16 protein-coding genes are annotated in these 16691 nt (G+C 61.4%); 4 read left to right on the top strand and 12 right to left on the bottom strand.

The genetic code is table 11. The features are described from left to right. Positions 1-58 precede the first annotated feature (58 nt). From P0M12_RS13895 to P0M12_RS13885, 3 genes are all read right to left on the bottom strand, one after another. Positions 59-1348: an aromatic ring-hydroxylating dioxygenase subunit alpha gene (locus tag P0M12_RS13895; protein WP_007731634.1), complete on the bottom strand. Its 1290-nt coding sequence runs from the start codon at positions 1346-1348 to the stop codon at positions 59-61. 81 nt (positions 1349-1429) lie between these two features. Further along, positions 1430-1828 (bottom strand): hypothetical protein, encoded by a 399-nt coding sequence (locus P0M12_RS13890; RefSeq protein ID WP_007731636.1) that lies wholly within the window; start codon positions 1826-1828, stop codon positions 1430-1432. Beyond that, positions 1825-2310 carry a MaoC family dehydratase N-terminal domain-containing protein gene (locus tag P0M12_RS13885; protein WP_007731639.1) on the bottom strand — a complete coding sequence of 162 codons (486 nt, stop codon included), beginning with the start codon at positions 2308-2310 and terminating at the stop codon, positions 1825-1827. The genes P0M12_RS13890 and P0M12_RS13885 overlap by 4 nt, the downstream gene beginning before the upstream one ends. 101 nt (positions 2311-2411) lie before the next feature. Between P0M12_RS13885 and P0M12_RS13880 the strand changes: the two genes are divergently transcribed. Beyond that, the gene (locus tag P0M12_RS13880; RefSeq protein ID WP_007731641.1) at positions 2412-3263 is read left to right on the top strand and encodes an alpha/beta hydrolase; all 852 of its coding nucleotides are present in this window, start codon (positions 2412-2414) and stop codon (positions 3261-3263) included. A gap of 7 nt (positions 3264-3270) precedes the next feature. Next, positions 3271-4452 carry a multidrug effflux MFS transporter gene (locus P0M12_RS13875; protein WP_007731642.1) on the top strand — a complete coding sequence of 394 codons (1182 nt, stop codon included), beginning with the start codon at positions 3271-3273 and terminating at the stop codon, positions 4450-4452. A gap of 5 nt (positions 4453-4457) precedes the next feature. Here P0M12_RS13875 and P0M12_RS13870 read toward each other — a convergent pair whose 3' ends face one another. From P0M12_RS13870 to P0M12_RS13850, 5 genes are all read right to left on the bottom strand, one after another. Then, positions 4458-5201 (bottom strand): IclR family transcriptional regulator, encoded by a 744-nt coding sequence (locus P0M12_RS13870; RefSeq protein WP_007731643.1) that lies wholly within the window; start codon positions 5199-5201, stop codon positions 4458-4460. A 70-nt stretch (positions 5202-5271) separates the two neighbouring features. Beyond that, positions 5272-7203, bottom strand: a complete 1932-nt coding sequence (locus tag P0M12_RS13865; RefSeq protein ID WP_007731644.1) for an ABC transporter ATP-binding protein — start codon at positions 7201-7203, stop codon at positions 5272-5274. After that, positions 7200-8933, bottom strand: coding sequence for an ABC transporter ATP-binding protein (locus P0M12_RS13860; protein ID WP_003943950.1), 1734 nt, complete (start codon positions 8931-8933; stop codon positions 7200-7202). Before P0M12_RS13860 ends, P0M12_RS13865 begins: the two co-directional genes overlap by 4 nt. Positions 8934-9046: 113 nt before the next feature. Next, a complete protein-coding gene (locus P0M12_RS13855; protein WP_042447716.1) occupies positions 9047-11401 on the bottom strand; it encodes an MMPL family transporter in 2355 nt (784 codons plus the stop codon). 71 nt (positions 11402-11472) lie between these two features. Beyond that, complete coding sequence (locus tag P0M12_RS13850) at positions 11473-12102, bottom strand: TetR/AcrR family transcriptional regulator (protein WP_007731646.1); 630 nt, start codon at positions 12100-12102, stop codon at positions 11473-11475. Between the two features lie 250 nt (positions 12103-12352). On the opposite strand from P0M12_RS13850, the gene P0M12_RS13845 reads away from it, so the two are divergent. Beyond that, on the top strand, positions 12353-13462 hold the full coding sequence (locus tag P0M12_RS13845; RefSeq protein WP_020968182.1) for a GGDEF domain-containing protein: 1110 nt from the start codon (positions 12353-12355) through the stop codon (positions 13460-13462). Positions 13463-13474: 12 nt separating this feature from the next. On the opposite strand, the gene P0M12_RS13840 is transcribed toward P0M12_RS13845, so the two are convergent. Then, a complete protein-coding gene (locus P0M12_RS13840; RefSeq protein ID WP_003943908.1) occupies positions 13475-13930 on the bottom strand; it encodes an Rrf2 family transcriptional regulator in 456 nt (151 codons plus the stop codon). Positions 13931-14058: 128 nt separating this feature from the next. Here P0M12_RS13840 and P0M12_RS13835 point away from each other — a divergent pair, with 128 nt between their 5' ends. Then, complete coding sequence (locus P0M12_RS13835) at positions 14059-15000, top strand: sterol desaturase family protein (RefSeq protein ID WP_003943902.1); 942 nt, start codon at positions 14059-14061, stop codon at positions 14998-15000. Here P0M12_RS13835 and P0M12_RS13830 read toward each other — a convergent pair. The 3 genes from P0M12_RS13830 to P0M12_RS13820 all read right to left on the bottom strand — a co-directional run bounded on the left by P0M12_RS13830 (position 14966) and on the right by P0M12_RS13820 (position 16462). Further along, complete coding sequence (locus tag P0M12_RS13830) at positions 14966-15304, bottom strand: DUF202 domain-containing protein (protein WP_064112067.1); 339 nt, start codon at positions 15302-15304, stop codon at positions 14966-14968. The genes P0M12_RS13835 and P0M12_RS13830 overlap by 35 nt on opposite strands. After that, complete coding sequence (locus tag P0M12_RS13825; RefSeq protein ID WP_003943804.1) at positions 15305-15655, bottom strand: DUF202 domain-containing protein; 351 nt, start codon at positions 15653-15655, stop codon at positions 15305-15307. 123 nt (positions 15656-15778) lie between these two features. Next, positions 15779-16462 (bottom strand): YceI family protein, encoded by a 684-nt coding sequence (locus P0M12_RS13820; RefSeq protein ID WP_003943876.1) that lies wholly within the window; start codon positions 16460-16462, stop codon positions 15779-15781. Positions 16463-16691: the final 229 nt, after the last annotated feature.

Raw genomic sequence — 16691 nt, 5'->3', positions numbered from 1 at the left:
CCACTGCAACAGCGGCACCGATAGCGACAGCCGTCAGAATCTTGAACATGTATCTCTCCTATTCGCTGGTGCCGGTGGGAATCTGAGCGTCGGCGACAGGGGCCGAGCGGGGCGTTGGCGTCCGGCGCTCTCGGGTGGGCCTGACCGGCGCCTTGGGGGTGTGCTTGGCCGCGTCGGCGATCTTCTCGGCGTACTCTTCCTCTGCCAGATTTCGCCACGTCGTCAGCGACACGTCCGGTCGGTACAGCTTCTCCGGCGGTGCGTCGGTGACCTCGACCATCCACGCATCCTGACCCGAGAACTGACCGTGGAACAGCCAGCGGATCGCGCCGAGGTACTTGGCGTAGAAGCCCAATTTTGCTGCGCCGGAGACGAAGTTGACCATGAGGCCGACGTACTTGTGGTTGTCTTCGTCCACCGGGACGTAGAACTCGTAGTGAATGAACTTGGGGTACGCGATGCGCAGGACACCCGGCATGGACAGTGAAGCAAAACCGGGGAAGTTCTGAGCTGCGATCACAGGATTGACGTCCAGACCGGCGCCGACGTTTCCGATCTGCGAAATCTGGGTCTCGTCCGGCTTCTTCTTCCACCACCGCTTGTTCGTCCAGGTTCCCACGCCCGGGAATTCCGCCTCCCAGTACACCTCTTCCTGCACGCGGTAGATCCAGCGTCCCTCCGGAACGATGCTCGTGATGTTCCACGTCGGCATCGGCTTGAACAGACGCCACAATGCGGTGCGGTGCAGGTACTTCGCATGTCCCTCGTCGAAACCGTTCTCACATGCGAAGCGCCAGTTGCCTTCTCGGGGCTGAATCCGACCACCGACGATACCCTTGTTCTCCACCAGCTCACGCGGCAACTGGTCGTCGATGGACGGCGCCGGCTCGTTGGCGATCGGGATGTACACCCACACCAGACCGAGTCGCTCCTCGATCGCATAGGTCTGGACGTTCAGCTTGCCGCAGATCTTGGAATCCGGACCGTCGGTGATGACCGCGGCCAGCTTGCCGTCAGTGAGCCGGTACGTCCAGCCGTGGTACGGGCAGCTGACAGTTCCCGGGAACTGCTGATCGCCCTCGGACAACGGAACGCCGCGGTGCGGGCACCGATCGTGCAGGGCATATGCCTTGCCTGCGTCGCGGATGATCGCCAGCTTTTCACCACAGATGGTGAAGCTCTTGGGGTCTTTGGTGATGTGGTTCGACCACGTGACCGGGTACCAGTAACCGCGGTATCCGCTGCCGGCTGCGTTGTAACCCGGCCATGCCGTCCAATCCTGCCGACCGGCCGCTCGTGGCCGCTCGGGCAGCGCGAACGTGGCTTCCGACGCCTCGACACCAGTCATGTGAAGTCCTCTCGACACTGAACGTTTGAATGAAACAGATCTTGGGTGAGATTGCGGTCTACGCCAATGGATTCGGTTCGCTCAGCAGACCCGGACCACCACAGCGGTTCCGACGGCACACAGCACGCCATTGTCCGAATGCTCCCGCAATGCCAAAGTTAGTTGGTCACTGTTGATTTGGGACACTTCACCCGACACCTCGAGTGTGGTTCCGACGGGCGCGGGCGCACGATTCTGCCAGGAGACGGACACAACTCCTTCGTATCCACCGGCAAAGTGTGACGCGGCACGAAAGAACAGCGTGCCCTGCAACTGGGCCATGACCACCGGTGCGGACAACCCCTCCGTCTGCGCATAGGAGGCGTCGTAGTGAATACGGTGCGAATTGTGCGTCGACGCCCCGAATCGAAGGATCCGAACCGGATCGCAGACCAAGGTCACCGATTCGATCGGCGTGCCCACGACTACTGTTTCGGTCATCGGACGATGAACTTCTCGACGACCTCGGCGAATGCGCCGGACTGCGCACCCCGGTAAGTCTTGGTGACCGAGAGCAGCAGAAACTCGTCCGGAGCCCGGCCCTTGGTCGTCACGGTATCGAGTACTCGCCCTACGACGACAGCCTCACCCAGCGGGGCAGGTCGCAAGAAAGTCACACTCTGCCCGCCGGCCATCAAGCGCACGTCGATACCGTCTGTGCCCGGCACTTCGTCACGGAACATGCCGTCTGCTCGGTACTCTCGATCGGAGCCACCTTGCGGTCCTCGCAAAAGCGAAGGCAGATACATCGGATGGACGGCAAATGCCGGGTGCTCCGGGTCGAGAAACCGGGGGTCCGTCTCGGCGGTGGCAACCGCAAACGCAACCGACTCCGCCGGACGCACCGTTCCCAACTCTCGCGTTTCCCGCGTACCGATCATCGCCTCCGCGCGATCACGCGCGTGCTCGAGTTCTGTTCTCATGCCAGCACGCTAGGCATTCGGAAGTCTCACAGCCACGAACCGGGTTCGCCTGCCGGACCGCGATACTTCCCATACCGCTCACCTCGAGGTCAGGTATAGCCATGGCTGATCAACCGAAGAGCTTGTACGCCAAAGCAGATGGCGTCACATTCCATTACTACGACCTCGGCGAGGGCGACCCCACGATTTTCCTGCACGGAGGCGGCCCCGGCTGCACTGCGTGGTCCGACTTCGGGCCGGTGGCACCGCTCTTCGCCTCGGATCGACGAGCGATTCTCGTTGATCTGCTGCAATACGGTCGGTCCGACAAGTGCACCATCGCCGGCCCAATGTGGGACTTCCACGCCGCCAAGGTGGTTGCCCTGCTCGACGAACTCGGAATCGAACGCGCAGACTTCGTCTGCAACTCGTGGGGCGGCACCATAGCGCTCAATCTTGCGGCAAAGTACCCGGAACGCGTTCGCTCCCTGGTGATCACGGGCAGCATGCCCGTCTTCTACGGTCCACTCGCGCCGCTCCCCGAGGATGGCCGTCGTGGCCGCAACGCCCGCGACGTCTACTACGGCGGCACCGGCCCCACCCTCGAAAAACTCCGCACCTTGATCACCAGTCTCGAATGGTTCGACGGATCGAAGTTGCCCGCCGAAACCCTCCAGATGCGATACGAGCAAAGTCTCGACCCCGAAGAAATGGCCCTGGCTGCCTCGGCGGACTCACCTCGTGGCGATTGGCAGGATCTCACAGCTGAACTCGGTCAGATCCAGGCGCCGACGCTCTTCGCCTGGGGCATGCACGACGCATTCCTCACCCCGGACTACCCGCTCATGCTTGCGCGGATGATTCCCCATGGCCATCTCTACATCATGGACAAGGCGTCGCATCATCTTCAGGAAGAACGACCATACGACTACTACAGTGTAGTTTCGGGTTTCCTTGACCAACAGCACAACTGAACGAACGGTGATCGCCCCGACGGGCGGTGCACGGATCCGATTGGTACTGCTTCTCGGAATTCTCACCGCCCTCGGGCCGTTCACCGTCGACATGTATCTTCCTGCGCTGCCACAGATCACGCAGGAATTCGGCACGTCGGACACGATGGTTCAGCTGACCCTGACGGGCACACTGCTGGGTCTGGCTTTAGGCCAGTTGCTCATCGGCCCACTGTCCGACATCTACGGACGTCGACGTCCCCTGCTCGTGGGCACAGTAATTCACGTCGGCGCGTCGTTGGCCTGCTTCTTTGCTCCGTCCATCGAAGTCCTCACTGCGCTGCGAACCCTTCAAGGTTTCGGCGCCGCCGCGACAGGCGTGATCGCGATGGCAATCGTTCGTGATCTATTCACCGGACACGATGCGGCAGTTGTACTTTCGCGGCTGATGTTGGTCATGGGCGTAGCGCCCATCCTGGCCCCCTCCATCGGCGGGGCACTGATGTCCGTAACACAGTGGCGCGGAGTCTTTCTCGCTCTCTTCATCCTGGGCATCGCGATGATCGCACTCGCGGCAGTATCGCTGCCGGAAACACTTCCACCCGAGAATCGGTCGGGCAAGGGCATCGGCGCCATCGCGCGAAACTACATTGCGCTCGGCAAGGATGCCCACTTCATGGTGTTGGTGCTCGTGTGCGGTCTCGGCCGCGGCGTTTTGTGGTCGTACATCGCCGCGTCGTCCTACGTGATGCAGGAACAGTTCGGACTGAGCGCCACCGCATACGGATTTGCCTTTGCCGGCGGCGCCGTCGTTCTGATCGGTTCGTCCCAGCTCAACGTCGTGCTTCTCGGCCGGTGGTCGCCGAATTCCATCACGATCTGGGCAATGTGGGGCAGTAGTGCCGTCGGCGCTGCATTTGTTGTTGTTGCCGCCACCGACTCGTGGGGATTCGTCGGGTTTGCCGTCCCCATCCTGCTGATGCTCTGCGCAACGGGTTTTGTCATGCCCAACGCACCGGCGGTTGCACTGTCCCGTCACGGAGAAGCCGCAGGCTCAGCAGCCGCGCTGATCGGATTTGCGCAGTTCGGCGCTGCCGCTGTGGTTGCGCCCGTCGTCGGCCTTCTCGGCAACACCAGTCTTGCCGTGGCCATCTCCATGACCGGGGCTTCGGTTCTCGGCGTGATCGCGCTGCTCTGCGTGCGTCGATAAAACGGTTATGCCGAGCGTTCGAGAACCGATACCTTCCGGCTGATCCCTTCGGCCGCCGCGCGCAACGGTTCGGCAAAACGCTCGGTGTCCATTCGATACCGCGGACTCGACACACCGATCGCGGCAACTGCTTCACCAAGTCCACCGAAGATCGGGGCAGCGATACTCGATGTTCCCAGGCGAACCTCCTCGGTCTCGACCGCCAACTGCTGCGAACGAACAGCGTCGAGTTGCCTACGTAACCCGTCTTCCGAGTTCACCGTCCGATCGGTGAACTCGACAAATCCGTTGCCTGTCACCGCTCGAAAAACGGAATCCGGTGAGTACGCGAGTATCGCTTTGCCGGTTGCCGTGGCATACATCGGCAGCCGGCCAGCCACCCGCGACGGCAGGTCCACCCCGTGATGACCGGAGATCTTGTCGATGTACAGAACATCGAGGCCGTCGCGAATCGCGAGGTGAACCGTCTCCCGGGTCGCCGCGTGAAGATCCTGCACATACGTCAAGGACACCTCGCGCAGAATACGTTGACGAGGAACCAACTGCCCCAGTTCGAAGAGCCGTAACCCCAACCTGTACTTGGTTCCGACCCGTTCCAGTAGACCAAGAGACACCAGTTCACCGGCTATTCGATGCACCGTCGCCTTCGCAACACCACTCCGATTCGCAAGTTCGGTCAGCGACAGCGCACCCGAATCCGCATCGAAGGAATCGAGTATCAGGCGCGCTTTCCCCAGCAACGAATGCATCGCCGAGCGCCTCCAGTACACAGAATGTGGTCCACCCAGCGGACCAAGTCTGCTCCAGTCTACTGAGGCATCAGATCTCCGCGCCCACGAATTGGCTGTTGTACAGACGGAAATACGCGCCGCGGGATTCGAGCAGAGCCTCATGGCTCCCCTGCTCCACGATCCGGCCTTCCTCCATCACCACGATCAGGTTCGCATCACGAATTGTCGAAAGACGGTGCGCGATGACAAAGCTGGTGCGGTCGTTGCGCAGAACCGCGGTGGCGCTCTGGACCAGCAGTTCGGTGCGTGTGTCCACCGAACTGGTCGCCTCGTCGAGGATCAGGATGGACGGCTGCGAGATGAAGGCGCGGGCGATAGTGATGAGCTGCTTCTCGCCCGCACTGACGTTGCTGCCTTCCTCGTCGATGACCGTGTCGTAACCCTCAGGCAGAGAGTGCACGAACTTGTCGACGTAGCTCATCTCGGCCGCACGACGAATCTCCTCGTCGGTGGCACCAGGCTTGCCGTAGGCGATGTTCTCGCGGATGGTTCCACCGAACAGCCATGCGTCCTGCAGAACCATGCCGATCCGTGAGCGCAGATCGTCTCGCGTCATGTCGGCGATGTCGATGCCGTCCAAAGTGATTCGGCCCGAATTGAGTTCGTAGAACCGCAGGATGAGGTTGACGAGGGTGGTCTTGCCTGCGCCGGTGGGTCCGACGATCGCAACCATCTGGCCCGGCTCGGCAGTCAGGGACAGGTCCTCGATCAGCGGCTGTTCCGGCTTGTAACTGAAGGTGACGTTCTCGAACTTGACGCGACCCTTGTCGACCGTGGGCGACTTCGCGCTCTTCGGGTCCTCCGACTGCTCGTCTTGGTCGAGCAGCGCGAAGACCCGCTCGGCCGAAGCGACGCCGGACTGCAGCAGATTGGTCATCGACGCTATCTGCGTGAGCGGCTGGGTGAACTGCCGCGAGTACTGGATGAACGCTTGCACATCGCCGAGCGTCATCGTTCCGGATGCGACGCGCATGCCACCCACCACTGCGATGGCGACGTAGTTGAGGTTGCCGAGGAACATCACGGCCGGCATGACCAGACCGGAGATGAACTGCGCCTTGAAACTCGACTCGTACAGATCCTCGTTCTGCTTGCGGAAGCGCTCCTCGACCTCCTGCTGGCGACCGAACACCTTGACCAACTCGTGGCCGCTGAATGCTTCCTCGACCTGCGCGTTGATTCCGCCGGTGCTCTTCCACTGCGCCACGAAGTGCTTCTGTGAACGCTTCGCGATGAACGCCGTCACCATGATCGACAGCGGAACAGTTGCCACCGCGATCAAGGCGAGCAGCGGTGAGATCCACAGCATCATCACCAGAATGCCCAGGACGGTCATCACCGACATGACCAACTGGCTGAGCGTCTGCTGCAAGCTCTGCGCGACGTTGTCGATGTCATTGGTCACGCGTGAGAGAACATCACCGCGTGCATGGGTATCGAAGTACCGCAAGGGAAGTCGGTGAATCTTCTGCTCGACGTCCTCACGCAGACGACGAACGGTTCGCTGGACCACGATGTTGAGCAGATACGCCTGCAGCCAACTGAACAGCGACGCGCAGACGAACAGCAGCAGCACGATCATCAAGACCTTGCCGACTGCGTCGAAATCGATTCCGGTACCAGGCACAACTGCCATGCCGGACACCATGTCGGCGAGCTGACCCTGCCCCGAAGCGCGCAATCCTTCGACAGCCTGTTCCTTTGTCGTCCCCGGCTGGAGTTGCTTGCTGACGATGCCGTCGAAGATCAGGTTGGTGGCGTTTCCCAGGATCTTCGGAGCGATCGAGGAAAGTACGACGCTTGCCGTCACCAAAGCGAAGATCAGGACGACGATCGGCTTGTCGGGGCTCAAGCGTCCAAGGAGACGTTTGAGCGAAGGGCCGAAGTTCATGGCCTTCTTTGTGGGATCACCGCCGCCGGGCGGGCCGATGGGAGGCGAGGAAGTCGGCCGATTGCTCATGATGCGTCCTGTACGGCTAGCTGAGAGGCGACAATTTCGCCGTAGGTGGGACAACTGACCACGAGTTCGTCGTGCGTGCCGATCCCCACGATGGCGCCGTCGTCGAGCACGATGATCTGATCGGCTTCCACGATGGTGGAAATGCGCTGCGCGACAACGACGATGCAGGCGTCTTGCGTGACCGGCCGGAGCGCCGCACGCAGCCTCGCATCAGTAGTGAGGTCGAGTGCCGAGAAGGAATCGTCGAACAGATAGATCTGCGGCTTACGCACCAACGCTCTCGCGATGGCGAGTCGCTGACGCTGACCGCCCGATACCGTCGTACCGCCTTGTGCCACCGGTGTGTCCAGGCCTTCGGGCATGGCGCGGACGAAGTCGGCAGCTTGGGCGATCTCGAGGCACTCCCACAGCCATTCGTCGGTAGCTTCGGGGTTTCCGTAGCGGAGATTGGTGGCGACAGTGCCGGAGAACAGATACGGCTTCTGCGGGACCAGACCGATCACCGAACAGAGCAGCTCCGTGTCGATGTCGCGGACGTCGACGCCGCCCACCGATACCGATCCGGAGGTGGAGTCGATCAACCGCGGAATCAGGTTGAGCAGAGTGGTCTTTCCCGATCCGGTGCCGCCGATGATCGCCGTCGTCTTGCCTGGTTCGGCGCGGAAGGTGATGTCGCGCAACACTGGCTCCTCGGCTCCGGGGAACTGGAACTGAGCTCCACGAAGTTCGACGACTCCCGGGTCCTTCAGTTCTCGGACAGGATTCTCGGGCGGGATCACCGACGAATCCGTGTCGAGTACTTCGGAGATACGTTCGGCGCACACCGACGCACGCGGCAGCATCACCGCCATGAAAGTGGCCATCATGACGGCCATCAGGATCTGCATGATGTAGCTGAGCATCGCGGTGAGCGAGCCGATCTGCATCGAGCCCTCGTTGATCTGATGGCCACCGAACCAGATGACCGCGACGCTGGTGACATTGCTGATCAGCATCACGAGCGGGAACATCAGTGCCATGAGGCGGCCGACGCCGAGTGCAGTCTCCGTCAGCTCACGGTTGGCATCGCCGAAACGCTCTACCTCGTACGGTTCCCGTACAAACGCTCGGACGACACGGATGCCCGTGATCTGTTCGCGAAGAACACGGTTGACGGCGTCGAGGCGGCCCTGCATGACCCTGAATCCGGGGACCATCCGGGCAATCAGGAAACCCATCGAGACTACGAGAAGCGGGACGCTGATCCCCAGGATCCAGGACAGATTCAGGTCCTGACGCAGAGCCATGATGATGCCGCCGACGCACATGATCGGCGCCATGACGAGGATGGTGCAACTCATCACGACCATCATCTGCACTTGCTGGACGTCGTTGGTGTTGCGGGTGATCAGCGAAGGCGCACCGAAGTGCCCGACCTCTCGGGCCGAAAACGTCCCGACCTGATGCAGCACCGAAGCCCGGAGATCGCGTCCGACGCCCATGGCGACTCGCGCACCGAAGAAGACGGCACCCACCGAGCACAGGATCTGCGTGAGCGTGACCATCAGCATCATCCCGCCGGTGGAGAGGATGTAGCCGGTGTCGCCTTTCGTCACGCCGTTGTCGATGATGTCGGCGTTGAGACTCGGAAGGTAAAGGGCCGCCATAGTCGAAATAAACTGCAGGACGACAACGCCCGTGAGTTCACCCCGGTACGGCGTCAGATAAGTGCGCAGCAGCCTGATCAGCATAGTGAGCGAAGGTTACCAATCCTGGCCGACATGTGCCGCTGGATATTTCGATACACAAAAACTGCTGTGCGCCTTTATTAACCGCGGGGGTTAATAAAGGCGCACAGCAGAGATCAAGCAGATGCGGACTGAAGCTCCGCTTCCTTTTCTTCACGGAGGGCCTTGCTGAGCTTCTCGCCCTCGATGTCGACGTTCGGCAGAATCTTGTCCAGCCACTTCGGCAACCACCACGCCTTGTCGCCGAGCAGTGCCATGACGGACGGGATGATCACCATGCGCACGATGAAGGCGTCGAAGAACACCGCCGCGGCAAGCGCGAAGCCGATCGACTTGATGAACGAGTTCGGTTCCGCGATGAAGGCACCGAACACGGAGATCATGATGACCGCGGCCGCACTGACGACCCGGGCGCCATGGTTGAAGCCGATGGTCACGGCCTCCTTCGCGCTCGCGCCGTGGACGTACTCCTCACGCATACGCGTCACGAGGAACACCTGGTAGTCCATCGCGAGTCCGAACACCACACCGATCAGGAAGATCGGCATGAAACTCACGAGTGGTTGCGGGTTCGAGATGATGCCCAACCAACCGTGCTGGAAGATCGCCACCGTCGCACCGAAGGTCGCGAGCACGCTGAGCAGGAAGCCGAGCGTCGCCGTCAGCGGAACCAGGATCGAACGGAACACCAAGAGCAACAAGATGAATGCAAGGCCGACGACGACGGCCAGGTAGGGCACCAATGCATCCTTCAGCGTGTCCGAGACGTCGCCTTCGAGTGCGGTCTGACCGGTGATGCCGTAGCTGACGCCGATCGAATCGTTGAGTCCGCCTTCGGCTCCACGAAGGCTGGACACCAGATCCATCGTGGCGGGGTCGGTCGGACCACTCTTCGGAGTGATCAGTACCTGCGCGGTGTCACCGGCCTCGTTGACCCCGACGACCTGTGCGTTCTGGACGTCATCGAAGCCCGAGATGGTCGAGACGACCTCCGCAAAGGCCTCCCCGGCGGGAACGCTGGCATCCTTGGCGTCGACAACGGCGATGAGCGGTCCGTTGCGACCGTCACCGAAGCCCTCGTCGATCAGGTCGTATGCCTGACGCGCACTGGTCGCCGGGTCACCGGTGGCCTCCGACGGCAGTGCCAGGCTCAATCCCGTTGCGGGCAGAGCCAATGCGCCCAGAAGCACTACTCCACCGATCAGCGGCACGAGCGGACGACGGACGACGGCACTGATGAAGCGCAGAGCCAACTTCGGCTTGCCCGAATCTTCGTCTTCGGACTCCTCAGCGCGCTTGCTGAGGAAGGGAATCTTGCCGGCAAAAGCCTTGCGTCCGAACATACCCAGGATCGCAGGCAGCAAGGTCAAGGCGATCAGAACCGCGATCAGCACGGTAAAGGCCGCTGCCGCACCCATATCGGAGAGGAACGGGATGCCGACGACTCGCAAGGCAACCAGCGCGATGATGACCGTCAAACCAGCGAATACCACTGCGGAACCGGCAGTTCCGACGGCGCGACCTGCTGCTTCGGCACGGTTGTCAGTGAGGGTGAGCTCATGCCTGAACCTGGACATGATGAACAGCGAGTAGTCGATCGCCACGGCCAGACCGATCATGATCGCCAGCGTCGGAGTCATCGAACTGAGATCCATGAATCCGGTGGCAACCGTGATTCCGAGGCTGCCGATAGCGATACCGATGATCGCGGTGAGGAGCGGAAGCCCCGCGGCCACAAGCGAACCGAACGTGATGGCCAGAACGACAGCGGCAACGGCGATACCGATCAGCTCGGTGACACCACCGGGCATCTCCGCTTCCTGAGCAGCAGAACCACTGACCTGGACGTTCAGTCCCTCGGCCCGACCGACATCGGCTGCGGAGTTGATCGAATCACGCAACGCCTGATCGAGATCGGCGAAGTCACCGCTGAACGGAACCTCGACGTACCCGACTGTGCCGTCGGCACTGAGCGGCGACAACGCACGCGCGTCGTCCACGGCCTGCGTCTCGGAAGTTCCAGCCGCAGCAGCCTTTTCCTTGAACATCGCAACCATGGAGTCGTTGCCGGTAACCGGATTGACCAACGCCTTCGCGGCCTGTTCCGGAGTGGCAGTCGCCGGGTCCACCTTGGCAGAGTCGGCGACCTTGTCGATGCCACGAATACTCGCGAGCATGTCGTCCATGGCCTTGACGTTCGCCGGATCGGCCAGCGTCGTGCCTGCCGGAGCTTGCACTACGTATCGCGCGCTCAACGAATCCATAGGATTGGGCGCGTCGGGAAAACGCTCCGCCATCAGGTCTTGCGCCTGCTGCGCCGGGGTTCCCGGAATGGAGAACGAGTCCTTGGTGGGGCCGGACAGAGTCGCTGCCCCGACGCCCATCAGGACCAGGATTATCAGCCAAACGCTGAGGACCGCGCCTTTTCGCCGGTAGGCGAACTTGCCGATCCGATAAAGATAGGTGGCCACGACGGGCTCCTTGCTGTTTCGGTGCGTGTACGTGGACAGGTATTACGTGTGGGGCTCAGAGACGAGACATCTCAGGGACGCGACATCTCAGGGGCAGGCGGCGGCGCGGGCAACCCGGCACGAATCTGCCGAAAAGCGTCGTGAACCAACTCTTCCGGACTGGAAGCCTCCGACTTTCCGCCAGTCCAGACGTCGATCACCGATTTAGCGGCTCCGCCCACCGCTCCCAGGAGGAGCGTCGGGTACAGGTCCTTCTCGGCGTCGGTACCGGTGCGTTCCGCCAATGCCTGAACGACTGCACGGTTGATCCGCTGATGCATGTCTGCGGCATCCCGGTAGAGCGCGGGACTCGAATCCGACAGCAGCCAGATACTTGCCTTCTCACTCCCACTCGGACCTGAGTCGTTCACGATTTCGACCACAAGTTCTTCGAGGACGTCGAGAATAGGTTCGTCCGCGGGCCGCGACGCAAGCGCCTCGATCCACAGGTTCACCGATTCCTCGAAACTGGCGAGCACTGCCTCCTCCTTGCTGGAGAAGTAGTTGTGGAACGTCCTCGTCGACACTCCGGCCTCGGAGGCGATTGCGTCAGCGGTGACGCATTCGATCCCCAGCGCACGAGCGAGCCGTGCTGCCGCGCCGCTGAGTGCGGCACGGGTTGCTGCCTTCTTGCGGTCACGAAGGCCTTGTTCGATGATCACCCCAACACGGTACCGAACTTGCAGAGCTCTGCAACTTTGCAGAGGTCTGCAATATTGTGCGATCGAACACACGGCACGGAAACTCGAGGCGTACCTCACACTCACGCACGGCAAATGCCTGAACAGCGCGACGGAGAGAGTTGCGAGCAACTCCGCAGCCTGACGCCGCCTGCCAAGTTGACGCGTGAATCAACATGGCCTGACATACTTTGCGGTGAATTAACCGTGATTTGCTCGGCGAAGGAATCTGATGGACCCGCTCCTGCACACCTGGCCGGTTTCGTCCACGGTGATGCTGTGGGGATCGAAGTCCGGACGAGGCTCCGTACTACGTCTCGTCCGTCTCACCATCGGGTTCTGCTCACTCAATTTCTCGATCGTGGCGTTCCTGTTTCTCCTCAGCGGAGAGGGCCCGGACGGACCGTTTGCGCGCAGTTGGCTCGTCGGCATTGCGGCCGTCAACCTGATCCCTACGATTCTCTGGTTTGTCGGCCGAATCAGAGGTTCACGCATGCTCAAGCTCTACGGACTGTGGGCGGATCTCGGAACTGCCTCGGTTCTCATCACCTTCACCAGCCATAACGCCGCCCTCTTCGGCGCGGCACTCTTTGTCGCCACCGGCGCCTACTTCACCTATTTTCTCGATTACCGCTGGTTGGCCTTCCATCTCGCCTTTGCCACGACATTTGTCATCGCCCTGACGGTGCTCGGCCTGACGAACGGCGACTACTCGACAACCAGCGTGATCGCACGCACGGACGTCGTCCTGTGTGCCGTGATCTTCATTCCGGCCACGATTCAGTTCACCTGGCGGCAATTACTCGCGCGCGCAACGGGATCCAAAGTGGATGCGCTTACCGGCCTGTTGAACCGACGAGGACTGTGGGACATGTCGGAGCGCATCTGGTCGGTCGCGTCGGCAAATCGTGCCGACATTGCTGTTGCCGTCGTCGACATCGACAAGTTCAAGGCGGTGAACGACACGTTCGGCCACGAAGTCGGTGACGCCGTCATCATCCGGACCGGAACGCGCCTGCAGGCGCATGTGAACGGTTTCGGTTACGCCGCGCGCACCGGCGGCGAGGAGTTCACCGTTGTGATGATCGGTACTCCGTACGGACTTCGCAAACGAATCGCGACGCTCCCCAAAGCCGTGGTGAACGCCTCCGACGACCCCCTGGCCACGGTCAGCGTCGGCGCAGCGACGCTACCTTTCATCCCACATCAGGAAGAGTTCGACTACAACGAGTTCTCCCGAGCAATCGTTGCGGCCGATCATCTGATGTACGACGCAAAATCCGCGGGAGGCAACACCGCGAACACTGCTCCTATGGCAGTTCCGCGTCGACGGGCACACTGAAACCGGGCTGTATCAGCGCCGATTCCACGCCTCGGGATCTGCCGTCAGTTCGTGAATGAACTCGGGCAACTCGCCACCTGCAACATCGGTGAGTGTGACATTTTCGAGCACAGCACGGAGGTTGACTCGCACTGCAATCCACACCTCCTTGAGGGGCGTTGCCGGTCCCCCGTAGTCGACGTCTTCCGGTCGCTGACCCCGAATCGAAGCCAGCGGTCCTTCGACAGCTCGTATGACGTCGGCAATCGTGATCTCGTCCGCGGACCGAGCGAGCCAGTATCCCCCGTCCGGGCCTCGACGGCTGTTGACCAAGCCGCCGCGCCGCAGGTCCGAGAGCACCGCTTCCAGGAACTTGTGGGGTATTACCTGGGATTTGGCGAGAAACTCGGCCTTGGCCGGGTCAGGACCAACTGCCGCGAGCTCGACCAGAGTCCGCACGGCGTAGTCCACCTTCGCGGTGATATGCACCGGCAATTCCTACCATCGTTCTATGAATAGTCGCAACAAACCTGCGAGTTCTTCGCCGCAAAGGGTTCCCTGACGTTACATTTTGATGCATGATGTAACGATCAGAGCTGGAGAACAGGACAAATCGCGTGTGGGAAACCCTTCTCGAATCATGGAAGTCACTGCTCGAACCGCTTCATGATCCCGTTACGCTCGCAATCCCCGCGTTTGTCATCTTCCTCGCAATCGAATGGTTCGCGGCCCGTGCGCTCGAAGATCATCCCGACGACGCCGACGGACGCGCACGGCCGGCACAGGGCGGCTACCGAAGCGTCGACGCCAGAACCAGCGTTCTACTCGGACTCGTGTCGATCGCAACGAGCACCTTCTGGAAAGTGCTGGCGCTGATCGGCTATTCCGCAATCTGGGTGTATCTCGCTCCGTGGCACCTCTCGCCGACTGCCTGGTACACCTGGGTGATCCTGCTGCTCGGAATCGACGTCCTCTATTACGCGTATCACCGCATCGCACACCGAGTTCGAGTCATCTGGGCCACACACCAGGCTCACCATTCGAGCGAGTACTTCAATTTCAGCACCGCACTGCGGCAGAAGTGGAACAACAGCGGTGAGATCATCATGTGGTTGCCGTTGCCGTTCCTCGGGATCCCGCCGTGGATGGTGTTCGTCGGCTTCTCCGTCAGCCTCGTCTACCAGTTCTTCGTCCACACCGAACGTGTCGGAAAACTCTGGCGGCCCATCGAATTCATCTTCAACACGCCGTCACACCATCGCGTCCACCACGGCTCCGACGCCGAGTACCTCGACCGCAACTACGCCGGAATCCTCATCATCTGGGACCGGATGTTCGGAACCTTCGCAGCCGAAACCCACCGGCCCACCTACGGACTCACGACGCCGGTCGGAACGTACAACATCTGGAAGCTCCAAACGCGCGAATATGCTGCCATTGCTCGTGATTGGAAGGCGTCGACATCGTGGCGGCAGCGAGCCGGCTACGTGTTCGGCCCGCCCGGCTGGGCGCCGAAAGCCGAGGTCACTTCAGCAGAATCCACAGCCCCGTCGCACTGAGCAGGAGCAGAGCGACCGCGAGAGTTGCTCCCATACCCAAAGCGGGCGTTGCCTTTTCGGCCGAAAACTGGGCCAACCGGCTGGGCCGCGACCGACGTTCGTAGACCGTCACCGCGACGACGAGCACGGCAGCGACGGACGGGCCGATCAGGGCCACCGACCCGAACGGCGGCAACCATCTCAGACAGGCGGCAGACAAGCCGAGGATCGACAGACTCGTACGCACGAACGAGAGCGATGTGCGCTCGGACTGCAAGCCCTTGTCCGGAGGCTTGACACCTTCCGACGGTTCCAGCGCGGTCAATCAGTTCACGACCTCGACCACCAGGACGGTCGCGCAGATCACCAGCACGATGCCGACGACCGGCGCCATGAGCGGCACCGGCAACGAGCGCTCAGTTCGCAGTGCACGCTCGGCGCTGATCCAGTGGACAAAGGAAGTGATGGCGATCAGAGCACCGCCGACGAGCAACAACGCGGCCAAGCCGGATCGAACCGTCGGATTGAGAATGTCGCCGCCGAACGCTTCGAGTCCGACGCCCGACGCGACGAAGGCCGTTGCAGTGCGGATCCAAGCCAGATATGTCCGCTCATTGGCGAGCGTGAACCGTGGATCGGGGTCTTCGCCCGTCCGGAACGGTCTCCACCGGGGCATCACCTGTTCATTCCGTCCGGGCAGAGATCGCACACTGCCTTCGGAGCGGACAAGAAGAAAGGAAGGTCATGTCCTTAATCTTCCCTGCCCGCCCCGAAGCAGTGCGAATCGGGTGGACGTAATTCAGCTCGCGGCGAGTGAGACCAGGAAGTCCACCGAGCCGCTGCCGTCGACGGTGACGAAACCGAGGGACGGAGGCTCGACTCCGAAATCGGTCCAGGTGACCGGAATCGAGCCCGATGCGATCAGCGAATCACCCGAATGCAGCACGGTCATGTCGACCGACACCGGCTTGGACTGACCCTTGAGCGTCAGCGTTCCTGACACCGTGACCGTCGCCGTTGTTCCGTCCGTCGGTACAGCAGACAAGTCCACCGGCGAGTCGATCGTGAACGTCGCCGTCGGATACGTGCTGGTATCCATCACATTGCCCGTGAACTGGCCGTCCCGCCGATCCGAGTCGGTCTTGATGCTTGCCACCTGCACCGTCACTTCGCCGGAAGTGAGCTTTTCACCCTCGACAACCGCGTTTCCGCTCACCTCGCCGGTGGTTCCGACGACGGTCACACTCGATCCGTTGAGAATCTCGTGCACGGTGTACCCAGCTGCCGTCTGGTTGTCCCCCTGCCCGGCGACGACGGTCCATTGCCCGTCGATCGATCCGGACGCCGCCTCCGCGCCCTCAGTGGACACCACGGCCGCCGGTGCATCGTCTTCAGCGATGAACTTCCCGTACGCCCACGGCCCCACGAGCAGGGCGAGTACGACCACAACTACTGCTCCGCCGATCCACCAGATCTTTTTCATGGGCTCGACGATAGTTGCAGCTTCAACAGTTGTCAGGACTTACGACCTGGGAGAACCCTGTGAAAGTGCTCTACGACCACCGAAGGCGAGCCACATCTACAGCCATTAGTAATCATTTGGTAAAGTCGACTGTGCATTCCGGCCCCCAGCCTGGAATGCCTGGGCCGTGCGCATCGAATCATGCATCGATCCCGATGCGCACGGTCTGCCCGAAACACGAATCACACCG

It is taken from the genome of Rhodococcus sp. RCBS9 (assembly GCF_029457415.1).
Classification (GTDB): domain Bacteria; phylum Actinomycetota; class Actinomycetes; order Mycobacteriales; family Mycobacteriaceae; genus Rhodococcus_F; species Rhodococcus_F qingshengii.
Note: the sequence above shows the minus strand (reverse complement) of the source record. Positions and strands in the feature narration are given on the sequence as shown.

What these genes read in the sequence shown, in the direction of transcription:
- P0M12_RS13820 (WP_003943876.1), bottom strand. Translation starts at nt 16,462, where the DNA reads ATGAAAAAGATCTGGTGGATCGGCGGAGCAGTAGTTGTGGTCGTACTC.
- P0M12_RS13865 (WP_007731644.1), bottom strand. Translation starts at nt 7,203, where the DNA reads ATGAGCAATCGGCCGACTTCCTCGCCTCCCATCGGCCCGCCCGGCGGC.
- P0M12_RS13895 (WP_007731634.1), bottom strand. Translation starts at nt 1,348, where the DNA reads ATGACTGGTGTCGAGGCGTCGGAAGCCACGTTCGCGCTGCCCGAGCGG.
- P0M12_RS13825 (WP_003943804.1), bottom strand. Translation starts at nt 15,655, where the DNA reads ATGCCCCGGTGGAGACCGTTCCGGACGGGCGAAGACCCCGATCCACGG.
- P0M12_RS13860 (WP_003943950.1), bottom strand. Translation starts at nt 8,933, where the DNA reads ATGCTGATCAGGCTGCTGCGCACTTATCTGACGCCGTACCGGGGTGAA.
- P0M12_RS13870 (WP_007731643.1), bottom strand. Translation starts at nt 5,201, where the DNA reads ATGCATTCGTTGCTGGGGAAAGCGCGCCTGATACTCGATTCCTTCGAT.
- P0M12_RS13885 (WP_007731639.1), bottom strand. Translation starts at nt 2,310, where the DNA reads ATGAGAACAGAACTCGAGCACGCGCGTGATCGCGCGGAGGCGATGATC.
- P0M12_RS13845 (WP_020968182.1), top strand. Translation starts at nt 12,353, where the DNA reads ATGGACCCGCTCCTGCACACCTGGCCGGTTTCGTCCACGGTGATGCTG.
- P0M12_RS13890 (WP_007731636.1), bottom strand. Translation starts at nt 1,828, where the DNA reads ATGACCGAAACAGTAGTCGTGGGCACGCCGATCGAATCGGTGACCTTG.
- P0M12_RS13880 (WP_007731641.1), top strand. Translation starts at nt 2,412, where the DNA reads ATGGCTGATCAACCGAAGAGCTTGTACGCCAAAGCAGATGGCGTCACA.